The sequence below is a fragment of the Kitasatospora albolonga genome, from assembly GCA_002082585.1.
Classification (GTDB): Bacteria; Actinomycetota; Actinomycetes; order Streptomycetales; family Streptomycetaceae; genus Streptomyces; species Streptomyces stephensoniae.
Window position 1 is genome coordinate 1,347,773 of the sequence record CP020563.1, and the last position, 11,974, is coordinate 1,359,746.

Consider the following 11,974-nt stretch of genomic DNA (forward strand, 5'->3'; position numbering starts at 1 on the left):
AGGACCGGACAGGCCGCGGCGTCTGGTGCGGTGCATCGCAAGGCGCTGGAACGTCCTCATCGCGGAGCGATTCGGGCGTTTCGGCAACGCCGCGAGGGATGGGGCCTCCCCTGCTCGAGCGAAGCCGAGAGCTTGGGGAAGTGCCAGGCGTCGCGGACCCGGTCAAGATCCGCCGGACACACCCTAGCCCTTGGCGGCCCCGTCGCCGCGCTCGTCATCGCCCTCGGGGGCGTTGTCGGAGACGTCGTCGGCGGAGAGGCCGGATGATCCGTCGACCTCGGTGATCTCCACGCCCTCGTCGTCACCCAGGGCGTCGACGAACTCCACCCCGTCCAGCTCGGCGAGCCGGTCCGACGCATCGGTCGAGCCGTCCTTGTCGGCCTCCAGAGCCTTGCCGAACCACTCACGGGCCTCGTCCTCACGCCCCGCCTCCAGCAGCGCGTCCGCGTACGCGTAGCGGAGACGCGGCGTCCACGGCTGCACGGAGTTGGAGGCGAGCTCGGGGCCCTGGAGCGTGACGATGGCGGCGTCGATCTGCCCCATGTCCCGACGGGCCCCGGCGGCCACCAGCCGCATCTCGACCTGGCCGGCCTTGTCCAGCTTCCGCACCTCGGGCTCACCGGCCATGGCCATCGCCCGCTCGGGCCGGCCGAGACCGCGCTCGCAGTCCGCCATGACGGGCCACAGCTCCACGGACCCGGTCATCCGCCGGGAGGCCCGGAACTCGGCGAGCGCCTCCGCGTACTTCTGCGTCGCGTAGGCCGCGAACCCGGCCGCTTCCCGCACGGCGGCGACCCGCGAGGCGAGCCGCAGAGCGATACGGGAGTACGCGTACGCCTCCTCCGGGTCCTCGTCGATCAGCCGGGCCACCATGACGAGGTTGCGCGCGACATCCTCGGCAAGGGTCTTCGGCAGGCTCATGAGCTCCTGGCGTACGTCCTTGTCGATCTCGTCCCCGGTGACGTCCTCGGGGATCGGCAGCCGCTTGATCGGCTCACGGTCCCGGTCCCGGTCGTCCCGCCCACGGAACCCGCCACGGTCGCGGTCGTCGCGCTGGCCGCCTCGGTAGCCGCCACGGTCGCGGTCGTCGCGGCGGAAGCCGCCGCCACGGTTGTCATCGCGACGGAAACCGCCACCGCTGTTGGGGCGGTCGTCGTCGCGACGCGGCCCACGCGGCCGGTCATCACGCCGGTCGAACCCACCACCGCTGGGACGGCCACCGCGGTCGCGGTCCCGGTCGTCGCGCTGCGGACCACCGCGGTAACCACCACGGTCGTCATCACGACGAGGCCCACGGTCCCGGTCCCGGTCGTCACGGCGGAACCCGCCGCCGGAGCCACCACGGTCCCGGTCGCGGTCGTCGCGACGGAAGCCGCCACCCCGGTTGTCGTCACGGCGGAACCCACCACCGCTGTTGGCGCGGTCGTCGTCGCGACGCGGCCCACGCGGCCGATCGTCACGCCGGTCGAACCCACCACGGTCCCGGTCCCGGTCGTCACGGCGGAAGCCACCGCCGGAGCCGCCGCCCCGGTTGTCGTCCCGACGGAAACCGCCACCGTTGCTGGGGCGGTCGTCGTCGCGACGCGGCCCACGCGGCCGGTCATCACGCCGGTCGAACCCACCACCGCTCGGACGAGCACCACGGTCCCGGTCGTCACGGCGGAAGCCACCACCGGAGCCGCCGCCACGGCTGTCATCGCGACGGAACCCACCACCGGCTTTGCCCCCACGGTCGTCACGGGGGAAGGTGCCACCGCCGCCACGCGGCCGATCGTCGCGGCGCTCGAACCCACCGCCAGCGGGTCGGCCACCACGGTCGCGGTCGCGGTCCCGGTCGTCCCGCCGGAAGCCACCGCCGGAGCCGCCACCCCGGTTGTCGTCCCTGCGGAAGCCACCACCCCGGTTGTCATCGCGGCGGAAGCCACCCCCGGAGTTACCTCCACGGTTGTCGTCGCGACGGAAACCGCCGCCGAAACCACCGCCACGGTTGTCGTCACGACGAGGCCCACGGTCCCGATCGCGGTCCCGGTCGTCACGGCGGAAACCGCCGCCGGTGCCACCACCGGCCGGCCGGCTGTCGTCACGACGGGGGCCACGGTCGTTGTCGCGGCGCGGTGCTGCGGAACCGGACCGGTCGTCACGACCACCGCGGTAACCGCCCCGGTCACCACCGTCCCGGCGACGCGGCTCGCGCTCCGGACGATCGTCGGGAGAGTTGGTGGACATGGGTGTGACTCCTGTCTTCGGGTACCACAGACATTCTCGCGCAGCCGACCCTCGGACGCGCTTCGACAAAACAAAAAGGACCCCTGGTCCCAGCGTTGAACGCTGGGACCAGGGGTCCTTGAAAGATTGTTCGGCGGCGTCCTACTCTCCCACAGGGTCCCCCCTGCAGTACCATCGGCGCTGAAAGGCTTAGCTTCCGGGTTCGGAATGTAACCGGGCGTTTCCCTAACGCAATGACCACCGAAACCCTATCGGGTTCTAGCGAACAAGCACACTCTTCAATTAAGTAGTGAAGCTGTTCAACCGGCGCGATAACTGTTCGCAACCCGGGAACAACACAGTGGACGCGAGCAACTGAGGACAAGCCCTCGGCCTATTAGTACCAGTCAGCTCCACCCGTTACCGGGCTTCCACATCTGGCCTATCAACCCAGTCGTCTACTGGGAGCCTTAACCAATCTAGTTGGTGGGAATACTCATCTCGAAGCAGGCTTCCCGCTTAGATGCTTTCAGCGGTTATCCTTTCCGAACGTAGCCAACCAGCCATGCCCTTGGCAGAACAACTGGCACACCAGAGGTTCGTCCGTCCCGGTCCTCTCGTACTAGGGACAGCCCTTCTCAATATTCCTACGCGCACAGCGGATAGGGACCGAACTGTCTCACGACGTTCTAAACCCAGCTCGCGTACCGCTTTAATGGGCGAACAGCCCAACCCTTGGGACCGACTCCAGCCCCAGGATGCGACGAGCCGACATCGAGGTGCCAAACCATCCCGTCGATATGGACTCTTGGGGAAGATCAGCCTGTTATCCCCGGGGTACCTTTTATCCGTTGAGCGACAGCGCTTCCACAAGCCACTGCCGGATCACTAGTCCCGACTTTCGTCCCTGCTCGACCCGTCGGTCTCACAGTCAAGCTCCCTTGTGCACTTACACTCAACACCTGATTGCCAACCAGGCTGAGGGAACCTTTGGGCGCCTCCGTTACTCTTTAGGAGGCAACCGCCCCAGTTAAACTACCCATCAGACACTGTCCCTGATCCGGATCACGGACCCAGGTTAGACATCCAGCACGACCAGAGTGGTATTTCAACGACGACTCCACAACCACTGGCGTGGCCGCTTCACAGTCTCCCACCTATCCTACACAAGCCGAACCGAACACCAATATCAAACTATAGTAAAGGTCCCGGGGTCTTTCCGTCCTGCTGCGCGAAACGAGCATCTTTACTCGTAGTGCAATTTCACCGGGCCTATGGTTGAGACAGTCGAGAAGTCGTTACGCCATTCGTGCAGGTCGGAACTTACCCGACAAGGAATTTCGCTACCTTAGGATGGTTATAGTTACCACCGCCGTTTACTGGCGCTTAAGTTCTCAGCTTCGCCACCCCGAAGAGCAGCTAACCGGTCCCCTTAACGTTCCAGCACCGGGCAGGCGTCAGTCCGTATACATCGCCTTACGGCTTCGCACGGACCTGTGTTTTTAGTAAACAGTCGCTTCTCGCTGGTCTCTGCGGCCACCCCCAGCTCACGGAGCAAGTCCGATCACCGGTGATGGCCCCCCTTCTCCCGAAGTTACGGGGGCATTTTGCCGAGTTCCTTAACCATAGTTCACCCGAACGCCTCGGTATTCTCTACCTGACCACCTGAGTCGGTTTAGGGTACGGGCCGCCATGAAACTCGCTAGAGGCTTTTCTCGACAGCATAGGATCATCCACTTCACCACAATCGGCTCGGCATCAGGTCTCAGACTTCATGTTGTGCGGATTTGCCTACACAACGTCCTACACCCTTACCCCGGGACAACCACCGCCCGGGCTGGACTACCTTCCTGCGTCACCCCATCGCTTACCTACTACAAGTCTGGTTCATCGGCTCCACCACTACCCTCAACTCCGAAGAGATCGGGCCGGCTTCACGGACTTAGCATCGCCTGATTCAGTACTGGGCGTTTCAAAGCGGGTACCGGAATATCAACCGGTTGTCCATCGACTACGCCTGTCGGCCTCGCCTTAGGTCCCGACTTACCCTGGGCAGATCAGCTTGACCCAGGAACCCTTAGTCAATCGGCGCACACGTTTCTCACGTGTGTATCGCTACTCATGCCTGCATTCTCACTCGTGAACCGTCCACAACTCGCTTCCACGGCTGCTTCACCCGGCACACGACGCTCCCCTACCCAACCCAACAGGCGTTGGCCCTATTGTTGGATTGACACGACTTCGGCGGTACGCTTGAGCCCCGCTACATTGTCGGCGCGGAATCACTTGACCAGTGAGCTATTACGCACTCTTTCAAGGGTGGCTGCTTCTAAGCCAACCTCCTGGTTGTCTCTGCGACTCCACATCCTTTCCCACTTAGCGTACGCTTAGGGGCCTTAGTCGATGCTCTGGGCTGTTTCCCTCTCGACCATGGAGCTTATCCCCCACAGTCTCACTGCCGCGCTCTCACTTACCGGCATTCGGAGTTTGGCTAAGGTCAGTAACCCGGTAGGGCCCATCGCCTATCCAGTGCTCTACCTCCGGCAAGAAACACACGACGCTGCACCTAAATGCATTTCGGGGAGAACCAGCTATCACGGAGTTTGATTGGCCTTTCACCCCTAACCACAGGTCATCCCCCAGGTTTTCAACCCTGGTGGGTTCGGTCCTCCACGAAGTCTTACCTCCGCTTCAACCTGCCCATGGCTAGATCACTCCGCTTCGGGTCTAGAGCGTGCAACTCAAACGCCCTGTTCGGACTCGCTTTCGCTACGGCTTCCCCACACGGGTTAACCTCGCTACACACCGCTAACTCGCAGGCTCATTCTTCAAAAGGCACGCAGTCACGACACACCGAGCAAGCTCGATGTGCGACGCTCCCACGGCTTGTAGGCACACGGTTTCAGGTACTATTTCACTCCGCTCCCGCGGTACTTTTCACCATTCCCTCACGGTACTATCCGCTATCGGTCACCAGGGAATATTTAGGCTTAGCGGGTGGTCCCGCCAGATTCACACGGGATTTCTCGGGCCCCGTGCTACTTGGGTGGTTCTCAAACGAGCCGTCAATGTTTCAGCTACGGGGGTCTTACCCTCTACGCCGGACCTTTCGCATGTCCTTCGCCTACATCAACGGTTTCTGACTCGCCTCACAGCCGGCAGACTGTGAAAGAGAACTCCCACAACCCCGCATACGCAACCCCTGCCGGGTATCACACGCATACGGTTTGGCCTCATCCAGTTTCGCTCGCCACTACTCCCGGAATCACGGTTGTTTTCTCTTCCTGAGGGTACTGAGATGTTTCACTTCCCCTCGTTCCCTCCACACTGCCTATGTGTTCAGCAGCGGGTGACAGCCCATGACGACTGCCGGGTTTCCCCATTCGGAAACCCCCGGATCAAAGCTTGGTTGACAGCTCCCCGGGGACTATCGTGGCCTCCCACGTCCTTCATCGGTTCCTGGTGCCAAGGCATCCACCGTGCGCCCTTAAAAACTTGGCCACAGATGCTCGCGTCCACTGTGCAGTTCTCAAACAACGACCAGCCACCCACCACCCCACCCCATTACGGGACGAGTTCACTGGGGCCGGAACGAAGGAACAACCTTACGGCCGCACCCTCAGACACCCAACAACGTGCCCGACACGATCCCTCTTCTCCTGTGTTCCACGCCGAAGCAGTACTAGCAGAAACCGATTGATCGTGCCGAATAGTCAACGTTCCACCCATGAGCAACCAGCACCGGACATTCGCCGGTGTTCTGGCCTCTGACCAAACCGAAGCCTGGTAAGAAGTGCTCCTTAGAAAGGAGGTGATCCAGCCGCACCTTCCGGTACGGCTACCTTGTTACGACTTCGTCCCAATCGCCAGTCCCACCTTCGACAGCTCCCTCCCCACAAGGGGGTTGGGCCACCGGCTTCGGGTGTTACCGACTTTCGTGACGTGACGGGCGGTGTGTACAAGGCCCGGGAACGTATTCACCGCAGCAATGCTGATCTGCGATTACTAGCAACTCCGACTTCATGGGGTCGAGTTGCAGACCCCAATCCGAACTGAGACCGGCTTTTTGAGATTCGCTCCGCCTTACGACATCGCAGCTCATTGTACCGGCCATTGTAGCACGTGTGCAGCCCAAGACATAAGGGGCATGATGACTTGACGTCGTCCCCACCTTCCTCCGAGTTGACCCCGGCAGTCTCCTGTGAGTCCCCATCACCCCGAAGGGCATGCTGGCAACACAGAACAAGGGTTGCGCTCGTTGCGGGACTTAACCCAACATCTCACGACACGAGCTGACGACAGCCATGCACCACCTGTATACCGACCACAAGGGGGGCACCATCTCTGATGCTTTCCGGTATATGTCAAGCCTTGGTAAGGTTCTTCGCGTTGCGTCGAATTAAGCCACATGCTCCGCTGCTTGTGCGGGCCCCCGTCAATTCCTTTGAGTTTTAGCCTTGCGGCCGTACTCCCCAGGCGGGGAACTTAATGCGTTAGCTGCGGCACCGACGACGTGGAATGTCGCCAACACCTAGTTCCCAACGTTTACGGCGTGGACTACCAGGGTATCTAATCCTGTTCGCTCCCCACGCTTTCGCTCCTCAGCGTCAGTAATGGCCCAGAGATCCGCCTTCGCCACCGGTGTTCCTCCTGATATCTGCGCATTTCACCGCTACACCAGGAATTCCGATCTCCCCTACCACACTCTAGCTAGCCCGTATCGAATGCAGACCCGGGGTTAAGCCCCGGGCTTTCACATCCGACGTGACAAGCCGCCTACGAGCTCTTTACGCCCAATAATTCCGGACAACGCTTGCGCCCTACGTATTACCGCGGCTGCTGGCACGTAGTTAGCCGGCGCTTCTTCTGCAGGTACCGTCACTTGCGCTTCTTCCCTGCTGAAAGAGGTTTACAACCCGAAGGCCGTCATCCCTCACGCGGCGTCGCTGCATCAGGCTTTCGCCCATTGTGCAATATTCCCCACTGCTGCCTCCCGTAGGAGTCTGGGCCGTGTCTCAGTCCCAGTGTGGCCGGTCGCCCTCTCAGGCCGGCTACCCGTCGTCGCCTTGGTAGGCCATTACCCCACCAACAAGCTGATAGGCCGCGGGCTCATCCTTCACCGCCGGAGCTTTCAACCCCCACCCATGCAGGCAGGAGTATTATCCGGTATTAGACCCCGTTTCCAGGGCTTGTCCCAGAGTGAAGGGCAGATTGCCCACGTGTTACTCACCCGTTCGCCACTAATCCACCCCGAAAGGCTTCATCGTTCGACTTGCATGTGTTAAGCACGCCGCCAGCGTTCGTCCTGAGCCAGGATCAAACTCTCCGTGAATGTTTACCCGTAATCGGGTGCACACACACGAGAGCGGAACAACCGGTCGGAATAAGACCCGTTGTTCACAGCGTCCTCGCTGTGTTCATTGCCTACCGTCACCGTGAACCGGGCCGGTAGGACTTTTCAAAGGAACCACCAACCCCCACGAGTGTGGAGGCCGGGGTATCAACATATCTGGCGTTGACTTTTGGCACGCTGTTGAGTTCTCAAGGAACGGACGCTTCCTTCGGTCCCGTATCACCGGGCCCCTCCGGGCGCTTCCCTTCAGTTTTTTCTTTGTCCTGCTGTCTTGCGTTTCCGACTCTATCAGACCCTTTTCAGTGCCTGACCCCCGGTCGAAGCGGGGCGCTTTCCAGGTTCTTCGCTTTCGCGTTTTCCCTTTCCGGCGGTTCCAACTTTACCAGACTCTTTTTCGTTCCGTTTCCGGTCCGAATTCGATTTCCGGTGGCCTGTGGAGTGGCCTTGCCTTTCGGCGTGTTCACTACGGTAGCCCATTCCCTTGGCAGCTCATAATCGAGCCTGTCGAGCGAATTACGGGCATACCGAATTCGCACCCGCCAGGGTGAGTCGTAGGTAGTGGTTTGGCCTCTTCGGGCTTTGCCGGGGCCGGTCCGATGGACCGTACCGACAGCTGTACCCGTGTCAAGTGGCTCGGACTACATTAGGCGTCCGCCCAAGGCTCGTCAAGTCGCTCATGGTCCGTCACTTCGGCCTGCGGCGGCGGGGAGCGTGGGCGCGGTACGGGCTCACCGTGGGGTCGTTCTCGATCCAGAAGCGCCAGGGCTGGTGTGCGCCGTCGCCGCCGACTCCGGTGCGGGGGCCGCTGCGTACCTGGTCACGCGGGGGCGGGGTGCCGTGGAGTACGGACAGTGCGGGGGTCGGGCCGGTGAAGAGGTCGCTGCCGTTCAGTGTCCGGTCGACGTCGAGGGCGGTGGCCAGGCGGGCGGGGCCTTTGGCCAGTTCCTTGTCATTGCGGGCCGAGACACGTCGGTCGCGGGCCAGGGCTGCGCCGACGTTGATCTCACCGGCCCGGAGCAGTACCCCGCTCGCATGGCCTTCCGGGCCGCAGACCAGGTTGAGGCAGTGCCACATCCCGTACGTGAAGTAGACGTACGTGTGACCGGGCGGGCCGAACATCACGCTGTTGCGGGCGGTGCGGCCCCGGAAGGCGTGGGAGCCGGGGTCGGCCTCGCCCGCATACGCCTCCACCTCCGTGAGGCGCATCTCGATCGTGCCCTCGTCACTGCGGCGGACGAGCGTGCGGCCCAGGAGGTCGGGGGCGACCTCCAGTACGGATCGGTCGAAGAAGTCGCGGGTGAGCGGTGTGCGGTCGGGGCCCTTGGTCATGGCGTCCGAGGGTACTGGGAGGGGACGGAAGGACGGGAGCGGGAACCGGCTACGGTCATGGCGCGTATCTAGGGGTCAGGACCAAGAAGGAGTGAACATGGGCTTCAAGCGGCTGCTCGCGAGTCTGGGTGCCGGGGGTGCCTCGGTGGAGACCGAGCTCACCGAGGTGAACGTCGTCCCCGGTGGGGTCGTGCAGGGTGAGGTGCGGATCGAGGGCGGGTCGGTGCCCCAGCAGATCGAGGGGCTCTCCGTCGGTCTGCGGGCGCGGGTCGAGGTCGAGAGCGGTGACCAGGAGACCAAGCAGAACATCGAGTTCGCCAAGGTGCGGCTCGGCGGGGCCTTCGAGGTGCAGGCGGGGGCGGTGCACGTGGTGCCGTTCGGTCTGGAGATCCCCTGGGAGACGCCGGTCACGATGTTCGCCGGTCAGCACCTGCGCGGTATGGACATCGGGGTGACCACCGAGCTGGAGATCGCCCGCGCGCTGGACTCCGGGGACCTGGACCCGATCAACGTGCACCCGCTGCCGGCGCAGCAGGCCATCCTCGACGCGTTCGGGCAGCTGGGCTTCCGCTTCCGCAGCGCGGACATGGAGCGCGGTCACATCCGGGGCTCGCGTCAGCGTCTGCCCTTCTACCAGGAGATCGAGTTCGTACCGCCGTCGCAGTACCGCGGTCTCCACCAGGTGGAGCTGACGTTCGTCGCGGACGACCGCGAGATGGACGTCGTCCTGGAGATGGACAAGAAGCCGGGGCTGTTCAGCGAGGGCAGCGACTCGTACCGCGCGTTCAAGGTCGGTCTGAACGACTTCCAGCAGACCGACTGGGCCGCGTACCTCAACCAGTGGCTCGCCCAGGTCGGCGGGCAGCGCAACTGGCTCTAGGGGCCGGGTCGGCGGAGGCTTCCCGGGGCAGGTATCGAAATGCGTCCATGATCTGTTGAGGTCTGTGGAAGACCTGGCCAAGAGCTGTCGATCAGGAAAGGTGCTGACGTGACCGAGCCGAAGAGGGCCCCTCTCCCGCACGACTTCCATCCGGAGGTGCCCGCGTTCACCGTGACGAGCAAGGATCTCGCCCCGGGGGCAGTGCTGGGGGACGCCCAGGTGCTTGCGTCCGGGAACACTTCGCCGCATCTGCGGTGGGAGGGGTTCCCGGCGGAGGCCAAGAGCTTCGCCGTGACGTGTTTCGACCCGGACGCCCCGACGGGGAGCGGGTTCTGGCACTGGGTGGTCTTCGACATCCCGGCGTCGGTGACCGAGCTGCCGGCCGGTGCGGGCAGCGGTTCGTTCGAGGGGCTGCCCGAGGGTGCCGTCCAGGCCCGTAACGACTACGGGTCGAAGGACTTCGGCGGGGCCGCGCCGCCCGCCGGGGAGAACCACCGCTATGTGTTCACCGTGTACGCGGTGGACACCGACACGCTCGGTATCGACAGTGACTCCTCGCCCGCGGTGGTCGGTTTCAACCTCCGGTTCCACACGCTGGGGCGTGCTCAGCTGATCGGTGAGTACGAGGCTCCCGCCGCCGGTTCCGCCGATTAGTTCGCCTGTTGTTTGCCCTGCTCTGGTCTTGGAGAGACCAGAGCAGGGCATTTTTTATTGCGTTGTCCATCGCGGCCTGCCCAGCCAGAGTTGATCCGGGCCTGCCAGGGGGCGGGCGGCACACGGGAGGTGGGCAGGATGCGTGACACGCTGGTTCTCAACGCGAGCTTCGAGCCGCTGTCGACAGTGACGCTCAACCGTGCGGTGGTCCTGATCCTGACGGACAAGGCCGTCGTCGAGCAGTCGCATCCCGAGCTCCGTATGCGTGGTGCCGCCGTGGACATTCCGGTGCCCCGGGTGATCAGGCTCTGCCGGTATGTACGGGTGCCGTTCCGAAGACAGGCTCCGTGGTCACGGAGGGGTGTGCTCGTACGGGACCAGTACCGGTGCGTGTACTGCGGGAAGCGGGCGTCCACCGTCGACCATGTGGTGCCGCGTGCCCAGGGCGGTCAGGACACCTGGCTGAATACGGTGGCCTCCTGCGCCGAGGACAACCACCGCAAGGCGGCCCGGACGCCGGAGCAGGCGGGGATGCCGCTGCTGAAGCAGCCGTTCGTCCCCTCCCCCGCCGAGGCGATGCTGCTGGCGATGGGGGCCGGTGACCGGGCGGAGCTGCCCGAGTGGCTGGACCGGGCGGCGGCTGCCGCGTAGGGGCGATTGCCGCTAAAGGCGCGTTGCCCTGTAGGGGCGGGGTGCCCTGTAGGGGTGGGGGGCCTCGTCGGCGTACGTACGTCTGTTGCTGTAGGCGTGGGCCCGTCCCTCTGCGGGGCGGGCCCACGTGTGTCAGCGGAGCACCAGTTGGACGATGGCCGCCGTGCCGACGGCGACGATCAGGGCGCGCAGGAAGGTGGGGCTGAGGCGGCGGCCGACCTTGGCGCCTATCTGGCCGCCGATGGCCGAGCCGACCGCGATGAGGACGACCGCCGTCCAGTCGAAGTCCGCGACGAAGAGGAAGAACAGCGCGGCGATGGTGTTGACCACGGCGGCGAGGACGTTCTTGACGGCGTTGAGGCGCTGGATCGTGTCGTCGACCAGCATGCCCATCAGGGAGAGGTAGATGATCCCCTGTGCGGCGGTGAAGTAGCCCCCGTAGACGCTGGCGAGGGTCAGTCCGGTGAAGAGGAGCGGGCCGCCGTCGGGGCGGGCGGGGGCGCCGGTGCGCTCGCGGCGGCGCCGGACGGCTTTGCTGATGCGTGGTTGCAGGATCACCAGGACGAGGGCCATGGCGACCAGGACCGGGACGATCGTCTCGAACGCCGTGGAGGGCAGGGCGAGGAGGAGGGTGGCTCCGGCGAGGCCGCCGACGGCGGCTCCGGCGCTCAGTCTGAGGATGCGGCGGCGCTGGCCTGCCAGTTCCTTGCGGTAGCCGATGGCTCCGCTGATGGAGCCGGGGATGAGTCCCAGGGCGTTGGAGACGGTGGCAGTGACCGGGGGGAGGCCGGTGGCGAGCAGGACGGGGAAGGTGATCAGGGTGCCCGAGCCGACGATGGTGTTGATCGTGCCCGCGCCGACGCCCGCCGCGAAGACGGCGAGTATTTCCCAGATGGACAAGG

The 11,974-nt window shown here is 64.0% G+C and carries 6 protein-coding genes, 3 rRNA genes and 1 pseudogene; 4 read left to right on the top strand and 6 right to left on the bottom strand.

Translation table 11 applies throughout. From position 1 onward, the window contains the following. Positions 1–183: 183 nt before the first annotated feature. The 4 genes from B7C62_05760 to B7C62_05775 form a co-directional block, all read right to left on the bottom strand. A complete protein-coding gene (locus tag B7C62_05760; GenBank protein ARF71817.1) occupies positions 184–2,226 on the bottom strand; it encodes a hypothetical protein in 2,043 nt (680 codons plus the stop codon). A 128-nt stretch (positions 2,227–2,354) separates the two neighbouring features. Beyond that, positions 2,355–2,471: ribosomal RNA gene (rrf, locus tag B7C62_05765) — 5S ribosomal RNA — on the bottom strand. Between the two features lie 106 nt (positions 2,472–2,577). Continuing rightward, a 23S ribosomal RNA gene (locus B7C62_05770) occupies positions 2,578–5,727 on the bottom strand. Between the two features lie 278 nt (positions 5,728–6,005). Beyond that, positions 6,006–7,539: ribosomal RNA gene (locus B7C62_05775) — 16S ribosomal RNA — on the bottom strand. The 16S, 23S and 5S rRNA genes sit together here, the layout of an rRNA operon. Positions 7,540–7,690: 151 nt before the next feature. Here B7C62_05775 and B7C62_05780 point away from each other — a divergent pair. Beyond that, positions 7,691–8,030 (top strand): annotated as a pseudogene (locus B7C62_05780) (hypothetical protein). A 212-nt stretch (positions 8,031–8,242) separates the two neighbouring features. Here B7C62_05780 and B7C62_05785 read toward each other — a convergent pair. Further along, positions 8,243–8,887 (bottom strand): 3-methyladenine DNA glycosylase, encoded by a 645-nt coding sequence (locus tag B7C62_05785; GenBank protein ARF71818.1) that lies wholly within the window; start codon positions 8,885–8,887, stop codon positions 8,243–8,245. Between the two features lie 97 nt (positions 8,888–8,984). On the opposite strand from B7C62_05785, the gene B7C62_05790 reads away from it, so the two are divergent. From B7C62_05790 to B7C62_05800, 3 genes are all read left to right on the top strand, one after another. Beyond that, a complete protein-coding gene (locus tag B7C62_05790; GenBank protein ID ARF71819.1) occupies positions 8,985–9,767 on the top strand; it encodes a sporulation protein in 783 nt (260 codons plus the stop codon). A gap of 108 nt (positions 9,768–9,875) precedes the next feature. Beyond that, on the top strand, positions 9,876–10,421 hold the full coding sequence (locus B7C62_05795; GenBank protein ARF71820.1) for a hypothetical protein: 546 nt from the start codon (positions 9,876–9,878) through the stop codon (positions 10,419–10,421). 138 nt (positions 10,422–10,559) lie between these two features. Beyond that, positions 10,560–11,072 carry an HNH endonuclease gene (locus B7C62_05800; GenBank protein ARF71821.1) on the top strand — a complete coding sequence of 171 codons (513 nt, stop codon included), beginning with the start codon at positions 10,560–10,562 and terminating at the stop codon, positions 11,070–11,072. A 132-nt stretch (positions 11,073–11,204) separates the two neighbouring features. Here B7C62_05800 and B7C62_05805 read toward each other — a convergent pair whose 3' ends face one another. Next, positions 11,205–11,972: a hypothetical protein gene (locus tag B7C62_05805; GenBank protein ID ARF71822.1), complete on the bottom strand. Its 768-nt coding sequence runs from the start codon at positions 11,970–11,972 to the stop codon at positions 11,205–11,207. Between the last annotated feature and the right edge of the window lie 2 nt (positions 11,973–11,974).